Raw genomic sequence first — 16,219 nt, 5'->3', positions numbered from 1 at the left:
ATACGAAACCTAATGGGGAGATATTACTTTCTTTTGTAGATTCAAACATGACTTTTATAAAATTTAGTAATTGGATTTCTAACCATAGATTTTATTATTCATTTCTTAACTGTTATTCAACTTTAGAGTTCGCATTGTATTCACGTTTACAAAATTCAAACTTTTCTATTTTTCATAGAGGGAAAGTTTAATCGAGCATAGCATATGAGTTTTCGGAACATTTCTATAAAGTGATTTAAAGTAGTGGAGATTTTAATCAGGCCTGGCAACTAGCTGTTGCAAATTGTACTGAGGCTCCCTTGAATTACATCAATTGTTAGTATATTTAGTTATATAGGGAGGTAGATATTGATATGGCTAGTAGCACTGAGAGGATTGGCATACATCAATGTGGAGTTATTGCAGAAAGAAATAGTTGGATGTTTAGAGAGCAGCCAGTTAATGATATAGGTATAGATGCTCATATGGAATTTGTTGTAGATGGCAAACCAAGACAACACCTTGCATTACAAATCAAGTCAGGACCAAGTTGGTTTAGGGAGAAAAAAGATAACTGCATTATTTTTAGGAACATAAATGAGAGACAATATAATTATTGGACGATGAATTCTCTTCCGTGTATAATTGTTCTGTTTAATCCTGATGATGGTATGTGTATTTGGCAAGAGTTAACTCCTAAAACAATTAAAAAAACTAAAGAGGGAGGAGGCAAAGGATATTATGTGAAAGTTCCTATAAATCAAGTTTTTTTGGATAAACAATCAAATAACCACCTTCTTTCCTATACGAATTTACCGCAACATATTCAAAATTATAACTTTCTGCTATCTCAGAAAAAATTTATGGAAATTATACAAACTGGAGGTGAAGTTAAACTACATTCAACAGAGTGGGTTAATAAGTCTAGTGGTAAAGGTGATACTAAGTTAATTGTTAATGATGGTCAAGAAACTAAAGAGTATGCCTATCCTTATTGGTTTCCGTTTACACCGTATACCGATGTTTTTCCTCGATTATTTCCATGGGCATATTTTTCTGTTGATGAAGAATTTCTTGAAGAAAGTGATTATGAATTATGGAAACAACTTCATTGTTGGTATGATAGTGAGATAGATGAATGGATAGAAGTAGGAGATACATTTGAGCAATTTCGCAAAAAATTACCCCCTATACGATCTATTGATCGTTCTGGTGAAGTTGCAGAATATATGTTGATTCTCAGTTTGAATGAATTGGGAAAATCGTTCTTAGAGGTAGAGCAATTTATATCTGAAACTAGACCATACACCAAAGCAAGACCAGAATCAAAAGATGAATAAAGGAGCATAATCATGAAAAAGCTTAAACTTAATAGTGGTATGAAATCAGAAAAAACTATAGATGGATATAGACTAAATCCTACGGAGAAGTATGTTATCAATTTGGAAGATGAAATGGAATTTGCAATATCTACAATGCAAGCAATTTATATGTTTGGTTTTCCACCAGCATTTAAAAATTGGCATGCTTGGCTATTTGAGAATGGTTTTAGTACAGAAACACCAAATCCAACAAATGAATTTGTAGCAAAGTTTTATGGAAGAGAACCTCTTTGGAAAACTCCATATTCAATGGGAATAGTTGTAAAAGCAGAGGAAGATGATGATTTCTACATTGTTATGGAATGTAGTAGTAAAAATACAGGTTTCAAACACACACAAATTATCCTTACTATGGATGGCTGTCTTTGAGTGGAATCCTTCCATAATATAATTTCAAACTCTGACTATTCTGTATCGTGTTATAGTATAGAAATTTCTCTCACCACATGTTGAGGCAGCATCACTGCTTGTACGAACTTAGAAAAAATGTTGACGAAAAAGCCTTGGTGTCAAGGTTTTTTTTTGGTATCCTCAAAAAGGTAATTTTATAATTGACAGTTTGTCAGTAGAGTAGTATAATTTATAAACAGGAGGAATAAAATGCGAGATGTAAAAGATCCGGAAATTCGACGGGCTGAGATTATGGATGCTGCTATGCTCCTCTTTATGGAGAAAGGATATGCGAACACAACAACTCAGGATATAGTCGATAAGGTAAATATATCACGAGGTTTGTTATACTATCACTTTAAGAACAAAGAAGATATTCTGTATTGTCTTGTGGAACGTTATTCAGAGAAATTATTGAGAGATATTCACGTGATTGTCAATGATGATGACAAAACTGCTATTGAAAAAATAAGAGCCTTTATAGATGCCACAATAATCTCTACAGATAACGTTTCAGCAGAAGGAACTGAGTTACAAAAGACGGTTGATCTTGAAGAAAATCGTTATATGTTAGATAAGTTGTCTCATAAGCTCATTGAAAAACTGACTATATATTTTGAGAGGATAATAAATCAAGGCATCTCAGAAAAAGTATTTTCTGTAAAATATCCATCAGAAACAGCAGAATTTCTGATGACAGCCTATGTTTTTGTTTCAAATAACATAGGTATAAAAACTTCAAAGAAAGAAACTGTCAAAGATTACTTGAATGCATTTAAGATAATGCTGGAACAAAATCTAAATACAAAAGGACTCTTTAGCAATTAAAAAAAGATAGAATGTTTGTAAAGAGAACTATGTACCGATAGCTAAATCAAAACAAGCTATCGGTATTATTTCAAAATATGACTGACAAATTGTCAATAGAGGTGAAAATATGTTAGAGATAAAGAATTTTAGTAAAAGTTATGGGGACAAGAAGGTTGTGGATAACCTATCTATTTCAGTACAGCCTGGAGATATTTATGGTTTTATTGGAGCAAATGGTGCGGGAAAAACATCAACGATAAAGGCAGTTGTCGGTATCCATGATTTTGAAGGCGGAAGTATAATTATCAACGGTCATTCTATTAAAGAAGAACCTGTTATTTGTAAAAAAATGATGGCGTATATCCCTGATAATCCAGATTTGTATGAACATATGACAGGACTACAATATATTAATTTTATTGCTGACTTGTTTGAAATTCCTACAAAACTACGCAAGGAGAGAATACAAAAATACGGTGATTTATTTGATATGACTGAGCATCTTTCGGGGATTATTTCTTCATATTCACATGGAATGAAGCAACGAACAGCCATTATTTCTGCACTTGTACATTCTCCCAAACTGTTGATTTTAGATGAACCTTTTGTTGGGCTAGATCCCAAAGCAACTTTCCTACTAAAGAAAATTATGCATGAGTGTGTTTCAGATGGAGGTGCTATTTTCTTTTCAACCCATGTATTGGATGTTGCGGAAAAATTATGTAACAAGATTGCCATTATCAAAAATGGAAAGTTAATTGCAAGTGGCAATACAGGAGACGTCAAAGGTGATGAATCATTGGAGGCATTTTTCATGGAGGTGCAGGACAATGAGTAACATTTGGATACTGCTTAAAGCCCAATTGATTAATTTCTTTCCTATTAACGAGATTAGAGATTCACGAAATAAAAAACAAAGTTCAATGACTATTGCGAGTTTTGGCATAATAACTCTTTCCTTATTTTGCTTTGTTTACAATATAATAACAGCGAAAACATTGGTCCACGTCGGACAGCAGAACTTGATTCCAGCATATATGGTTTCTGTATCAAGTTTTTCAATATTATTTTTGACAGTATTTTATTCGAATGGCATTTTATTTGGCAGTCGAGATATGGAAATTCTCCAATCCTTACCTGTTAAAAGTTCGTATATTATCACCAGCAAGTTCATGTTTATGTACTTATTGAATTTTTTAATAGGCTTGATGTTTATGCTTCCAGGTGGAATTGTATGGGGCTTGAACGAAAGTTTAAACCTCCTACAGATTATATTGTATTTTACTTCTATAATTTTTGCCCCTTTGATCCCCATGTGTATAGCGGCATGCATGGGAGTCGTTATTGTTGTCACTTCATCTTTTTTTAAAAGAAAAAATGTTATCTCTCTTATTTTTTCATTTGCGATATTAGGTATAATTGGATATTTTGCATTATCAGCTTTGCAATCAGGTGATGAAAGTAGTATTGGGGTTACTCTGGCTAAGCAAATTACTGGACTGTATCCAATTTCTAGACTATTTATGTCATATTACAATTTTCCAATGTACTATGGGATGGGATTTTATATAGTTCTTTCAATAGTCGTCTTTTATCTATTTGTCAAAATTGCTTCGTTGAAGTATGGACTACTTAATACACTTGCCAATACAAAATCAAGATATGCTAATGACAAAGTATCTTATGAAAGAAAATCGGTCTTTTTTTCCTTGTATCAAAAAGAGCTTGGACGATTTTTAAGTTCTTATATGGCAGTCTTGAATGCTGGGCTTGGAGTGATTCTTTTATGTGTCTTTAGTATATGTTTCCTGTTTAATTCTGTAGGTCAAATAGGAAATTCTGCAGGAATTGAAAATATAAATGAGTATCTTTCAAACTTAGCTCCCGTCTTTATTGCATCTATGCTTTCACTCAGTTGTCCAGCAGCTTCATCTATATCTTTAGAAGGTAAAAATATTTGGATTTTGAAAAGTTCTCCAGTTGAAGTGAAAACGATTTTAAATGCTAAGATAGCTGTCAACCTTACACTTCATTTGATTGGATATATGATTTCTGTATCTGTATTTATGCTGAAACTTGATATGAATCCTATTCAAGTTATGAATCTAGTTATTGTTCCTATATGTTACTCCCTTTTTATAATGGTAATCGGAATTTCATTAAATAAAAAATATCCTAACTATGATTGGGACAGTGAGATGATAGTTGTCAAACAAAGTCTTCCTGTTATTGTAACTGGAATTATTAGTATGATTACGCTTATTACGCCTATTTTGCTTAATTGGTTTTTTAATCTTCCGATTATATTTGTTTTACAAGCAGTATCAGTAATTTTACTGGCTATTTCGTTTAGAGTTTATATAAAAATGACCAAGTTAAATTTTATCTAATTAAAGGAGGAAAATAATATGAAAAATAGACTGTTAAAAGATATTTTGGTTTTGTTGGGAATGATGGTCATCATAGTCATTATTTGTGGGTTTCTCCCTGAGAAAGTTCCTATTCATTTCAATGCAAAAGGAGTAGCAGATATGTTTGCAAATAAATACTATCTTCTACTAGCTACAGTCATCCCTTATTCTGCATATTGGAAGTTTGTTAGGGAAAGTGATAATAAAAAGATTAAATGAAACACCATCTATATTTACAAATTGCATCAAAATTAAGAACGACTATTTTAAGAGGTGATTATGCACCTGAACAACAAATTCCTTCAATAAGGAGATTAGCAGAAAACGAGAAGTGTAATCCGGCAACTGTCCAAAAAGCAATGAAAGTTCTCGAAGAACAGAATTTGGTTACTAGCTGTGGAACATTAGGATATTTTGTCATAGCAAGCGAGCAAGAAATAAAGGAGTTAAGATATCAAGAATCTAACAAGCTAGTGAAAATTTTGTTTGAAAAACTTGGTGAGCTAGGCTTTTCAGAAGATGAGATTGTTAATTTATTTTTAGAAAAGATGCTTAGAAGAAGTTGAATGGAAATTTATTAGGAGTATTTGTGAAAGTATAGAAAAGCCTTGATTTTAAGGCTTTTTTTGTTTTTTGTGATAGAATATAGGTAGTTATAATCGAGAGCAACTAATTAGCAGTAAAAATATTATTCATTAAATAATCAAGCTAGTGTAGACGAACTGGATAGGTAACTAGTGAAAACTGCAATAAGTGTTGTGAAATGAATCGGAGAGTTCTTGATGGAGATTATTAGTAAGATAGTCATAAATAAAGGCTGGTCAGATGATAAAAAATATTGTGTGACGGATCAGGATCAGAAAAAATATTTTTTGCGTGTATCTGATAAAAAGAGGTTAGATTCTAAGAAAATTGAATTTAATATAATGGAGAAAGTTGCTTCTCTTGGAGTTCGTATGTGTAAACCTATTAAATTTGAATTCAGCGGTGACGAAGTCTATTCGTTTCACGAATGGATTGATGGAAAAGATGCCCGAGAAACCATTTTAACTTATTCGAAAGAACAACAATACTCGTATGGAGCAGAAGCAGGAAGAATCCTTCAAAAAATTCATTCACTCCCTGTTATAGAAGTTCGTGAAGATTGGGATGTCTTTTTTAATCGAAAAATTGATGACAAAATCGCCAAATACAAAGAATGTACCGTTCAATATGAAAATGGTCAGATCTTTATTGATTTATTAAATGAAAATCGAGAATTGTTAAAAGATAGACCTCAGGTTTGCCAACATGGAGATTATCATATTGGGAATTTCATGATTGGAGAGGATCAAGAGATTTATGTGATTGACTTTGATCGTTTTGATGTTGGAGATCCTTGGGAGGAGTTCAATCGTATTGTGTGGTCAGCTCAAGTATCTCCCGCTTTCGCATCTGGTATGATAGATGGATATTTTGATGAAAAAGTTCCAAATTTATTCTGGAAACTTCTTGCCGTTTACATTCTAAGTAATCTAGTTGGTGCTCTTCCATGGGCTGTACCGTACGGAGCTGAAGAAATATCAGTAATGCAAAATCAAGCTAAGGAAATTTTAGAATGGTATGATGATTTGAAGCAAATCATTCCTAGTTGGTACTTGAATAAGAAATATAAACATTGAAATATCAATTTGAGAAAATGTCAAGATTATTTGCTCAGATTATAACGCATTCAATTCTTTATTGATACCTATCGAGAATTATCTTGAAAATTGGAATGATATATAGTGGTCAAGCTAATGATTGGGATGTTAAGAGTAAAGAAGTTCAACAAGTTTACAAGTTAGCAAGTAAATTTATTAAGTGACAATTATCAGCTATAAAGTTGAAAAAAGGGAACTATACCAAAGAAAAAGAAATAATTAAATTAGAAGTAGTAGGTGAAATGATGAGAATCGGAGTTATTCAAGCAAGTTCTCAAGCGACTAAAAATCAAATAATCTATGATGCTGTATTAAAGTATGCTCCAAAGAAATCTGAGGTTATAAATTTTGGTTGTACGATGGAAGAAAATGAAAAATATTCGTATATAGAGATTTCTATTCTTGTAGGTATCTTGTTAGCAAGTAGGACAGTTGATTTCGTTGTTACGGGCTGTTCTTCCGGACAAGGAATGATGCTTGCTTGTAATAGTATGCCAGATGTCATTTGCGGGTATGCACCTACACCGAATGATGCCTATTTATTTGCTCAGATTAATAATGGAAATGCGATATCATTACCATTAGGTGAAAATTATACATGGTCAGGTACTGAAAATCTTGAAAGAACAATAGAAGCTCTTTTCTCGGAGCCATTTGGGCAAGGATACCCCAAAAGTGAGGCAGAGAGAAAGGTAAGAGATGCTGAGAAGCTTAAAAAAATAAGAAAAATCGGACAGGTTCAGTTTGAAGAATTCGCAAATGTACTAGATATATCATTGTTTGAATCAATCAAGAGGAAACAGGATGTAATTCAAAATGTAAAGGCGTATGGGAAGAAAGAAATAGCTGATTTAATGAAATGAGTAAATCACAGTTTGTCGGGGTAATACCTTTTAACGATAACCTTATGCTATCGAAAAAGGTTCATAGACATGTTCACTTGGCATACATAGTGTTCACTCGTTTTATGTCGAGTGTGTGGTACTGCTTTTAAGAGCTGATTAAACAAGGATGTAGCTAGTGAAAGTCCTACAGTAAGGAGTTTAAACATGAAATTCCATGAATTTGGTGATAAGAATTTGCCTCCTATTTTACTGATACATGGTGGTGGCAGTTCTTGGTGGAATTATCTTCGTCAAGCACGAATCTTGTCAAAAGAATACCGTATTATTCTACCAACTTTGAATGGCCACGGCGAGGAATATCAACTTGATTATGTTTCTACAGAAGATTCTGCTTTGGAGATTCTAGACTATATCAAAGCAAACTGTGGTGGGAAATTGTTTGCAATCGGTGGTGTTTCACTTGGTGGTCAAATTGCCATGGAGCTTTTGTCTTTAGACAGTGAAATTGCTGAGAAGGCCATCATAGATGGAAGCCTCTGTATTCCTCAACCAAGGTTAGCTAAAATCAGCATTTTTCTAGTGTCTCTATTTGGTAAACTGATGTTCAATAAATTCTCTTGCAAACTTCAGTTAAGCATGATGAACAAACTCTATCCTAAACTGGCTTATCCAGAGGAAATAAAAGCTTATTATTTGGAAGATTTGCCAAGGACGCCTGTCAAAACATTGGTGACAATTTACAAAAACTATATGGGATGTTACAAGCTGAAAGATATGATTTCTGCTAGCAAGGCTCAGGTTCTGTATATCTATGGTGAAAAAGAATTGAACTGTGTGAAAGAATCAGCGAAATTATTTCAAAAGCTGCATCCAAATACGATTTTGTATGAAGCTAAGGGCTATAACCACGGTTATTTATCAGCTTACCTGCCTTATGAGTGGATTGATTTGGTGGTGCCATTTTTAAAGAGTGATTCATTAGAAATGTGTAACGAATCTGATATGCCATAAAGAGGAATCTTATGCTAGGAGCAATTGTGGGAGATATTGTAGGTTCAGTTTACGAATGGAACAATATCAAAACGAAGGATTTTCCTTTATTTCGAGAGGATTGTTTTTTCACGGATGATACGGTAAGTCCGAACCGCTGGATGTGTAAGCTTGTTAGTGAAACGTGGCTAATCCTCAAAAAAATTATTTTAAGATGAAAACTAGATTGGTTTTAAGGAGGTGTTATATTGATAGAAAGCAGACCTGAGTTTGATAAAATCACATCCTTTGATGAGTTTAATAAATACTACTGGTATCGTGACGAACTTTCACAGATATGCAAGTCATTAGGACTTGAATATAGAGGTACAAAACAGGAACTCAATGATATCATTGAGCAGTACTTTAAGGGGAATTTGATTAAAAAATCATCAATAAAAAGGAAAAAGAAACAAGTAGAAGTCGTTACCTTAAATACGCCTTTACTTGAATGTGGATTCTCCTTTAATGCACACTTTAGAGAATATTTCTCAACTTTAACAGATGTTTCACCCTTCAAATTTACTGCTGATATGGCAACTGCTTGGAGAAAAGTCAAAAGAGAACATGATGTGAGTTTTACAATCAAAGATATGCTAAAAGTTTATTATGGAGATTCAGATTATGCCCAGTATGACCATTCGGTTTGTCAATGGAATCAATTTTTAAAAGACTTTTGTGCAGATGAAAATAGTCGCAACTACTCGAATAAACTAAAAGTAGCTTCCATTCTTTGGAAAGAAGTTAGAAATTCAAGTAATGAAAAAATTTATTCAAAAAATCTTTTGACTGAATATGCTGATAGAATAAACGAGTATGGGAAGTAGAATGGTTCATAAGGAGGAATCTGATGCTAGGAGCAATTATTGGTGATATTGTAGGTTCAGTTTACGAATGGAACAATATTAAAACGAAGGATTTTCCCATATTTCGTGAGGATTATTTTTTCACAGATGATACTGTTATGACCTGCGCCGTCGCAGAAGCAATCATGAATGGTGGTCAGAAAGATGACTTTATTGACGCCATGAAGAAATATGGAAAAATGTATCCCGATGCGGGCTACGGTGCTCGGTTTAGTAGTTGAATCAATAGTGACAATCGTGATCCTTACAATCGCTTTGGAAAAGGATTTGCTATGCGTGTTTCTCCCTGTGCTGCTGAAGAACTCGTTAATGTTCCCATAATTCCACTAAATGATCATTCATGTCTTGTATTAAATAAACTTGGAAACATAATGAGAAAATTGACTAGTTTTCATTATCTAAATCTTGATTTAGGTAACTAAAGTGTAAACGAACATTTATATGAAAGGTTTAAAATAAACATGAGTCTCTTATTTGAAGAATTTAAAACCATTTGTTTCCATTTAAACCAAGTCGGAATTACACCGACACTGATGGGTTCTTTGGGATTAGAGTTTAGAACGAAAGAAAATTGGGGGCCGTCTGACATTGACATTCATGTGCCTGGTGACCCTAGAGGTTGGGAAGCACCTGATCATCTCAGAATTTATGACTGGGACAAGATAATGAAAGTAATGAAAGACTCAGGCTACGTCTTAATAGATATTCATGAGCATGAATTCAAAAAGGATCGAGTGAGTGTTGAATTTGGAAGTATCGATTCCTTATCTGATTTTGCAGGAGTTTCGGAATCGGATATAGAGCTTATTCAAATCGAAGGCATCACTTTTCGTCTTCCAAGTCTGGAGCAGTATTTAAGTATTTACAAAGCTTCTTCTCAAGACTCCTATCGAAATGATCACAATAACAATAAGGATTTTAAAAAGATCGAGTGGCTGGAAAGAAATTTGTAAATTATCATATGAAAAGTAGTAAGTTGTAAGACTGCCTGCTATGTTATTTTTATCATCATTTTTATTGGTCATTTAATTTATACCATATTGGCTAGTAATAGAATTAGTAATGAAAAGTCTTTTAAATTTTAGATCAGCTTATCCATTATTGAAAGTAACGATTTTATAATTAAATGATTAATGTTAGAGAATTATCAATTGTAATTTTAAGTGGAGTTATGGATGTCGTTTCTTTTGGAAGGGGTGATAATCTTTCCGTTCCACAGTATCATTTTAAAATGATTTTCATTGCCTTTTGTTTATTAGTATGAAAGCAGAATATTACCACATGTCGAGGCGGTAGCACTTTTGTCCAAACTCGATGTCGATAAGCATATAGACGTTGAAATTGAGCTGGATGAGCTTGATTTGACCAGTGCTGAAAGTAAGGCAACATATGCTCAAATCAAAGAATATGTTTGGAATAAATTTGAATTAAAAGTTCCGACATTATATATTGCACAGATAAAAAGGAAATGTGGAATAGAATTACGAGAACATTACAACAAGTCTAAAAAGGAGAAACAAATTATTCCACAGTGTACACCTGAAAAAGAAGAAGCTATCATGGATGCCTTGAGACACTTCAAAATGATTGAATAGAAAAGAATGACAGCATATGACTTTCTGCATTTATGACATTCCTACTTGGTATAGGAACAGCTATTATTCCTTTCTTGCAAGGTATCAATGAGAAAATAGGCTCAATATAAAGATTGATAGGATCATTTTTATATTTAAAGGAGCGTTGAAATGATTGATAAAAGCAATAAAAAATTTTGGGATAAATTTGCTAAGCTATATACTCCTTTCATGAAAAAAGACAAAGGAGTATATGATAAAGTTTGCGAATACATTCGTCCTCATTTGAATAAAGACATGGAGGTGCTTGAACTTGCTTGTGGCTCAGGACAATTATCGTTTAATCTTTCAAAGCATACGAAAAGTTGGATTGGCACAGATTTTTCCGAACAAATGATTAAGGAAGCTAAAAAGCGTGGGGAATACGAAAATCTTACATTTGAAACAGCCGATGCAGTAGCATTATCCTATTCGCATGAAAAATTTGATTGTGTGTTAATTGCTAATGCACTTCATATTATGCCTAAACCGGATGAGGCGATGAAAGAAATATATAGGGTGTTAAAACCTAATGGGACTTTGTTCGCCCCCACTTTTCTATGGAAAGAGGGAAAACAAAGAAAAATGATAAAAAGTTTGATGTCTATTTTAGGATTTAAGATGTATCAAGAATGGGATAAAAAGGAATTTGAAGATTTTATTAAAGAATATGGATTTTCAGTAGTTGAAATGAAATTGGCACATGGAGGTCTTGCACCGATTGGTGTGATGATTGCTCAAAAAGTGGCTTAACAGATTCTATTCTTATGATTTAAAAAATTTCATCAAAGTGGTGCAAGGCTTGCTCCATTTGATATTAGGGAACTTAGGGACTTGATGAGTGAAGATGAACTGGAGCTTGATACACTGGGGGATAGAAAAACGGCTCTCTTTGTTATTATCTCTGATACAGATGATACCTTTAACTTTGTAGTATCTATTATGTACTCACAACTTTTTAATCTCTTATGTGATAAGGCAGATGATGTATATGGCGGTAGGCTTCCTGTTCATGTAAGATGCCTTCTTGATGAGTTTGCAAATATCGGCTTAATTCCAAAGTTTGAAAAGCTGATTGCCACAATCAGAAGTAGAGAGATTTCAGCAAGTATCATACTTCAAGCACAATCTCAGTTAAAGGCAATCTATAAGGATAATGCCGATACAATCGTAGGTAACTGTGATAGTACCTTGTTTCTTGGTGGCAAGGAGAAAACTACACTAAAAGAATTGTCTGAAACACTGGAAAAAGAAACGATAGATTTATATAACACATCGGAAACAAGGTCAAATCAAAAGAGCTTTGGTTTAAACTATCAAAAGACAGGCAAAGAACTGATGAGTCAAGATGAGATTACTGTAATGGACGGTAGTAAATGTATCTTTCAGCTTAGAGGTGTCAGACCTTTTCTTTCAGATAAATACGATATTACAAAGCATAAGAACTATAGATTACTTGAGGACTATGATAAGAAGAATTTGTTTGACATAGAAAGCTATATGAAGCGAAAAGGAAAGGGTTGCCTTTGCCGTGTCCGTCCCAAGAAGGGACCTAAATTAGGGAAGCCTTACCATGTAACAGACAATAAGCTGGATCGTGATTTCCAGGCAGACAAGCCTATGGAGAAACTTGTCACAGACATCACCTACCTCTATTTTGAAAACTGTAGACTTTATCTATCTTCGATCATGGATCTCTATAATCATGAAATTGTAGCTTATACCATCTCCGAGTGCCAAGATACGGACTTTGTACTCGACACACTTAATCAACTTGAGCTACCTCAAGGAGCACTTTTACACAGCGACCAGGGCTCTGTCTACACCTCAAAAGCCTACTATCAGGCTTGTACAGAAAAAGGCATCACCCGCTCCATGTCCCGAAAAGGAACACCAGCAGATAATGCCTGTATCGAATGGTTCCATTCTGTTCTCAAGTCTGAAACCTTCTATCTCCATAAGTGGAGAAACCTAACTAAGGATAGTATAACAGATATTGTTAAAAATTACATCATATTTTATAATGAAACTAGAATTCAACAGAAATTAAATGACCAGTCTCCTGTAGATTACAGAAAACTGGTCGCATAAGAGGTTTTTCTCTTGTCCCATTATTGGGGTGCAGTGCCGAGAACAGCAGATAGCCGAAACGTTCGGAAGTAAAAGCGATTGAGAAATCATAGCGTCTTTTTAATTGATAAGGAAATCTACCATATAATTAGAGAAACGATATTGGCAAAGGGTAACGATGGATTTAAGGTGCAGTTAATAATTCAGAATTAGAAATAACGGAGATAGAAAGAGGAGAAAATTATGAATGAAAGAAAAGTATTTAAAAAATTAGATGGAAAAGATTTGATAAATATTGGCGTTTTCACTGCAATATATTTTGTTGTTGTTTTTGCCGTTGCAATGCTCGGGATGATACCGATTTTTTTGGTCCTTCTTACTGTTTTTGTACCACTTGTCGGAGGCATTATTTTTGAATTATTTTTAACAAAAGTAAAGAAATTCGGAATGATAACAATTATGGGATTCTTATTAGGCTTAATTATGCTGTTAACAGGCATGGGATACATTCCAATTATTACAGGAACATTTTTTGGCTTTTTGGCTGATATTACTTATACAAAAGGAAGATTTACAAGTGCTAAGTTAGCTGTTTTGGCAAATGGCTTTTTTAGTATTTGGTGTTGGGGTAACTATTATGAACTGTTCTTTAACCCAGATGCATATTGGTCAACACGTCAAGTTTATGGAGAAGGATATATTAATGCAGTACGAGCGCTTTTTCCTACATATATGGCGCCGATATTGGTTGCAGTTTGTTTTATGAGTGGTATATTTGGCGGACTTCTTGGCAGAGTGCTACTGAAAAAACATTTTAAAAGAGCGGGAATTGCGTAATGAATAGGAAATTTTTTAAGCTCGATCCCAGAACAAAACTATTTCTTATTATCATAGCAGCTTTGGTTGTTTTGAGCCGATTAGGTGGAGAAAAACTGCGTGTCTTTCAAATGATTTTGACAGTTGTACCATATATTTTGCTTTGGGCAGAAAAAGAGTATTCATATTGCCTGAAAAGCTTAATAGGGCTGTTGATTAGTTACTGTATTTTATATATTCCTTATGTTTGGGACAACATGTTGGTTGGAACATTGGCTATAGTTGTTGGCAGTATTTTTTCAAGAATGATACCTACATTAGCAATTGGTTACTATGTGGTAAAGTCGACTAAGATTAGCGAGTTTGTAGCCGGAATGGAAAAAATGCATGTTTCTGAAAAAATAATCATTCCATTGACAGTTATTTTTAGGTTTTTGCCGATGTTAAAAGAGGAATTTCAATCAATAGATGATGCAATGAGAATGCGTGGGATTTGTTTTGGAGGAAAAAAAACATCTAAAGTTTTGGAGTACAAAATGATTCCGATGCTCATTTGTTCAGTGCGAATTGGCGAGGAACTATCAGCAGCAGCTATCACAAGAGGATTAGCTTCAGGAAATAAACGTACCAATATTTGTAAGATTGGATTTGGAATTTTAGATTATGTTTTTTTTTGTCTTTTTTGCAGTGGGAATAGCTAAATTAATCATGAGTTTAGTAGGAGTATAAGGATGATTGAGATAAAAAATTGCACAGTTACTTATGCTGCTGAACCAAATCACAGGGTATTGAAAGATATTAGTTTGACTATAGAGGATGGAGAATTTGTTCTCTTAACAGGAGAATCAGGTTGTGGAAAAACAACGATTTTAAGGATTATGAATGGGCTTATTCCATATTTTTATGATGCAAACGTGGAGGGAGAAATATATATAGATGGTCTCAACGCAGAGCAATCTACTATTTACGATCTGGCAAAGATGAGTGGCACAGTTTTTCAAAATCCAAGATCTCAGTTTTATACCTGTGAGGTAAAAAGCGAGCTTGTATTTGGATGCGAGAATGAGGGAATTCCAGAGGAGGAAATAAATAATAGACTCGATGAGACGGTTAAAAGATTTTCTATCGAAAAGCTTTTAGACAGAGGAATGTTTGAACTGTCCGGTGGAGAAAAACAGCAGGTTGCCTGTGCATCAATAGACATGGAAAAAACCAAGATTATATTGCTCGACGAGCCATCGGCGAATCTTGATTACGAAGCTGTAAAAAGATTAAAGGAACTAATCTCTATATGGAAAACAGAGGGGAAGACTATTATTGCTTCAGAGCATAGGATAGCTTACCTTTGGGAAATGTGTGACAGAACTATTATTATTAATGATGGACGAATAATAAGAAATCTTGATAAAGAAGAAATGAAAAAGATCACGGAGGAAGAGGTAAGAGATTTCGGAATCCGAAGCTTTGTTGAAAGGAACCCTTTTAAGCTTGATATAGATGAAGCTACAGATAGTGATAATATATTAGATTTTAAAAATTATAAATTCAGATATAAAAAGAGCGACAGAATTTTTGAGGCAGATGATGTAAAAATTGCCAAAGGTGAAATTACTGCTCTGATAGGACATAACGGAGCGGGAAAGACCACTTTTTTAAAATGCTTATGCGGTATTAGAAAGTGCAAGGGCGATTTAGTAATAGATGGAAAACCTCTTGATTGGAAGCAACGAAGAATGAAGATGTTTATGATTATGCAGGATGTAAGTCACCAACTATTTACCGATAGTGTATTAGAGGAAGTTCTATTAGGAATGGAAGAAGAAGATAGAGATAATGCCCTTACTATCTTGAAAAAACTAGATTTAAGAATGGTAGAGGAAAGACATCCACTAAGTCTTTCTGGAGGGCAAATGCAACGAGTTGCTATAGTCAGCGCTATAGCTGAAGATAATGATATAATTCTCTTGGATGAACCAACAAGTGGCTTGGATTATAAGCATATGATGGATATATCAGAAATCTTAAAAGAACTTCAATCAATGGGAAAGACGATTATTGTGGCAACTCACGATGGAGAGTTTATCGAAAGTTGTTGCAGTAGAAAATTGATAATTTGAATAATTAAAAAAGGAATTTCCATTTTTTCGGACAAGCATGATATCAAAAAAATAGCACCATCAACAGAGATGATTTCCGATTTTACAATGCCGGAATTAGTGACATAAAGCATAAGTGTAGAAAAATCAATATTTGGAATGATATATTCCGCCCTCCATAGAATATGATTGAATTTCAATCATATTCTATGGAGGGATTTTTTATACAC

At 33.8% G+C, this 16,219-nt stretch carries 17 protein-coding genes and 3 pseudogenes; all 20 read left to right on the top strand.

What is annotated here, in order from left to right; all coding sequences use genetic code 11:
• The first annotated feature begins 353 nt into the window (after window positions 1–353).
• The 20 genes and pseudogenes from O3633_RS00630 (at window position 354) to O3633_RS00530 (ending at window position 16,010) form a co-directional block, all read left to right on the top strand.
• Window positions 354–1,319, top strand: coding sequence for a DUF4365 domain-containing protein (locus O3633_RS00630; protein ID WP_371620043.1), 966 nt, complete (start codon window positions 354–356; stop codon window positions 1,317–1,319).
• Window positions 1,320–1,331: 12 nt separating this feature from the next.
• Entirely contained in the window at window positions 1,332–1,730 is a 399-nt protein-coding gene (locus O3633_RS00625) for a hypothetical protein (protein ID WP_102210767.1), read from the top strand.
• Window positions 1,731–1,961: 231 nt separating this feature from the next.
• Window positions 1,962–2,579, top strand: a complete 618-nt coding sequence (locus O3633_RS00620; protein ID WP_342983006.1) for a TetR/AcrR family transcriptional regulator — start codon at window positions 1,962–1,964, stop codon at window positions 2,577–2,579.
• Between the two features lie 109 nt (window positions 2,580–2,688).
• Window positions 2,689–3,399: an ABC transporter ATP-binding protein gene (locus O3633_RS00615; protein WP_371620042.1), complete on the top strand. Its 711-nt coding sequence runs from the start codon at window positions 2,689–2,691 to the stop codon at window positions 3,397–3,399.
• Window positions 3,392–4,951, top strand: coding sequence for a putative ABC transporter permease subunit (locus O3633_RS00610; RefSeq protein ID WP_371620041.1), 1,560 nt, complete (start codon window positions 3,392–3,394; stop codon window positions 4,949–4,951). The genes O3633_RS00615 and O3633_RS00610 overlap by 8 nt, the downstream gene beginning before the upstream one ends.
• An 18-nt stretch (window positions 4,952–4,969) precedes the next feature.
• Entirely contained in the window at window positions 4,970–5,191 is a 222-nt protein-coding gene (locus tag O3633_RS00605; RefSeq protein WP_002890487.1) for a DUF1648 domain-containing protein, read from the top strand.
• Window positions 5,188–5,538: a GntR family transcriptional regulator gene (locus tag O3633_RS00600; protein WP_049489340.1), complete on the top strand. Its 351-nt coding sequence runs from the start codon at window positions 5,188–5,190 to the stop codon at window positions 5,536–5,538. The genes O3633_RS00605 and O3633_RS00600 overlap by 4 nt, the downstream gene beginning before the upstream one ends.
• A gap of 216 nt (window positions 5,539–5,754) precedes the next feature.
• Complete coding sequence (locus O3633_RS00595) at window positions 5,755–6,633, top strand: aminoglycoside phosphotransferase family protein (RefSeq protein WP_371620040.1); 879 nt, start codon at window positions 5,755–5,757, stop codon at window positions 6,631–6,633.
• A gap of 203 nt (window positions 6,634–6,836) precedes the next feature.
• Entirely contained in the window at window positions 6,837–7,517 is a 681-nt protein-coding gene (locus O3633_RS00590) for an RpiB/LacA/LacB family sugar-phosphate isomerase (protein ID WP_371620039.1), read from the top strand.
• A gap of 186 nt (window positions 7,518–7,703) precedes the next feature.
• Window positions 7,704–8,510 (top strand): alpha/beta hydrolase, encoded by an 807-nt coding sequence (locus tag O3633_RS00585; protein ID WP_371620038.1) that lies wholly within the window; start codon window positions 7,704–7,706, stop codon window positions 8,508–8,510.
• 11 nt (window positions 8,511–8,521) lie between these two features.
• Window positions 8,522–8,707 carry a hypothetical protein gene (locus O3633_RS00580; RefSeq protein ID WP_371620037.1) on the top strand — a complete coding sequence of 62 codons (186 nt, stop codon included), beginning with the start codon at window positions 8,522–8,524 and terminating at the stop codon, window positions 8,705–8,707.
• Window positions 8,708–8,737: 30 nt separating this feature from the next.
• Complete coding sequence (locus O3633_RS00575; protein ID WP_371620036.1) at window positions 8,738–9,355, top strand: SAP domain-containing protein; 618 nt, start codon at window positions 8,738–8,740, stop codon at window positions 9,353–9,355.
• Window positions 9,356–9,378: 23 nt separating this feature from the next.
• A pseudogene (locus tag O3633_RS00570) lies at window positions 9,379–9,687 on the top strand (ADP-ribosylglycohydrolase family protein); the annotation flags it as partial.
• A gap of 168 nt (window positions 9,688–9,855) precedes the next feature.
• Window positions 9,856–10,347, top strand: a complete 492-nt coding sequence (locus tag O3633_RS00565; protein ID WP_371620035.1) for a nucleotidyltransferase — start codon at window positions 9,856–9,858, stop codon at window positions 10,345–10,347.
• Between the two features lie 327 nt (window positions 10,348–10,674).
• Window positions 10,675–10,989: pseudogene (locus tag O3633_RS00560) on the top strand (23S rRNA (uracil(1939)-C(5))-methyltransferase RlmD); the annotation flags it as partial.
• A 150-nt stretch (window positions 10,990–11,139) separates the two neighbouring features.
• Window positions 11,140–11,760 carry a class I SAM-dependent methyltransferase gene (locus O3633_RS00555; protein ID WP_371620034.1) on the top strand — a complete coding sequence of 207 codons (621 nt, stop codon included), beginning with the start codon at window positions 11,140–11,142 and terminating at the stop codon, window positions 11,758–11,760.
• A 39-nt stretch (window positions 11,761–11,799) separates the two neighbouring features.
• Window positions 11,800–13,098: pseudogene (locus tag O3633_RS10310) on the top strand (VirD4-like conjugal transfer protein, CD1115 family); the annotation flags it as partial.
• Between the two features lie 222 nt (window positions 13,099–13,320).
• A complete protein-coding gene (locus tag O3633_RS00540) occupies window positions 13,321–13,914 on the top strand; it encodes an MptD family putative ECF transporter S component (protein WP_371620033.1) in 594 nt (197 codons plus the stop codon).
• On the top strand, window positions 13,914–14,594 hold the full coding sequence (locus O3633_RS00535) for an energy-coupling factor transporter transmembrane component T (RefSeq protein WP_371620032.1): 681 nt from the start codon (window positions 13,914–13,916) through the stop codon (window positions 14,592–14,594). The genes O3633_RS00540 and O3633_RS00535 overlap by 1 nt, the downstream gene beginning before the upstream one ends.
• 30 nt (window positions 14,595–14,624) lie before the next feature.
• Complete coding sequence (locus tag O3633_RS00530) at window positions 14,625–16,010, top strand: ABC transporter ATP-binding protein (RefSeq protein WP_371620031.1); 1,386 nt, start codon at window positions 14,625–14,627, stop codon at window positions 16,008–16,010.
• The last annotated feature ends 209 nt before the right edge of the window (window positions 16,011–16,219 follow it).

The organism is Streptococcus sp. 27098_8_22 (assembly GCF_041432415.1).
Lineage (GTDB): Bacteria > Bacillota > Bacilli > Lactobacillales > Streptococcaceae > Streptococcus > Streptococcus pseudopneumoniae_M.
This window is presented reverse-complemented; position numbering and strand designations above follow the sequence as displayed.

What these genes read in the sequence shown, in the direction of transcription:
- O3633_RS00630 (WP_371620043.1), top strand. Translation starts at nt 354, where the DNA reads ATGGCTAGTAGCACTGAGAGGATTGGCATACATCAATGTGGAGTTATT.
- O3633_RS00625 (WP_102210767.1), top strand. Translation starts at nt 1,332, where the DNA reads ATGAAAAAGCTTAAACTTAATAGTGGTATGAAATCAGAAAAAACTATA.
- O3633_RS00620 (WP_342983006.1), top strand. Translation starts at nt 1,962, where the DNA reads ATGCGAGATGTAAAAGATCCGGAAATTCGACGGGCTGAGATTATGGAT.
- O3633_RS00615 (WP_371620042.1), top strand. Translation starts at nt 2,689, where the DNA reads ATGTTAGAGATAAAGAATTTTAGTAAAAGTTATGGGGACAAGAAGGTT.
- O3633_RS00610 (WP_371620041.1), top strand. Translation starts at nt 3,392, where the DNA reads ATGAGTAACATTTGGATACTGCTTAAAGCCCAATTGATTAATTTCTTT.
- O3633_RS00605 (WP_002890487.1), top strand. Translation starts at nt 4,970, where the DNA reads ATGAAAAATAGACTGTTAAAAGATATTTTGGTTTTGTTGGGAATGATG.
- O3633_RS00600 (WP_049489340.1), top strand. Translation starts at nt 5,188, where the DNA reads ATGAAACACCATCTATATTTACAAATTGCATCAAAATTAAGAACGACT.
- O3633_RS00595 (WP_371620040.1), top strand. Translation starts at nt 5,755, where the DNA reads ATGGAGATTATTAGTAAGATAGTCATAAATAAAGGCTGGTCAGATGAT.
- O3633_RS00585 (WP_371620038.1), top strand. Translation starts at nt 7,704, where the DNA reads ATGAAATTCCATGAATTTGGTGATAAGAATTTGCCTCCTATTTTACTG.
- O3633_RS00580 (WP_371620037.1), top strand. Translation starts at nt 8,522, where the DNA reads ATGCTAGGAGCAATTGTGGGAGATATTGTAGGTTCAGTTTACGAATGG.
- O3633_RS00565 (WP_371620035.1), top strand. Translation starts at nt 9,856, where the DNA reads ATGAGTCTCTTATTTGAAGAATTTAAAACCATTTGTTTCCATTTAAAC.
- O3633_RS00555 (WP_371620034.1), top strand. Translation starts at nt 11,140, where the DNA reads ATGATTGATAAAAGCAATAAAAAATTTTGGGATAAATTTGCTAAGCTA.
- O3633_RS00540 (WP_371620033.1), top strand. Translation starts at nt 13,321, where the DNA reads ATGAATGAAAGAAAAGTATTTAAAAAATTAGATGGAAAAGATTTGATA.
- O3633_RS00535 (WP_371620032.1), top strand. Translation starts at nt 13,914, where the DNA reads ATGAATAGGAAATTTTTTAAGCTCGATCCCAGAACAAAACTATTTCTT.
- O3633_RS00530 (WP_371620031.1), top strand. Translation starts at nt 14,625, where the DNA reads ATGATTGAGATAAAAAATTGCACAGTTACTTATGCTGCTGAACCAAAT.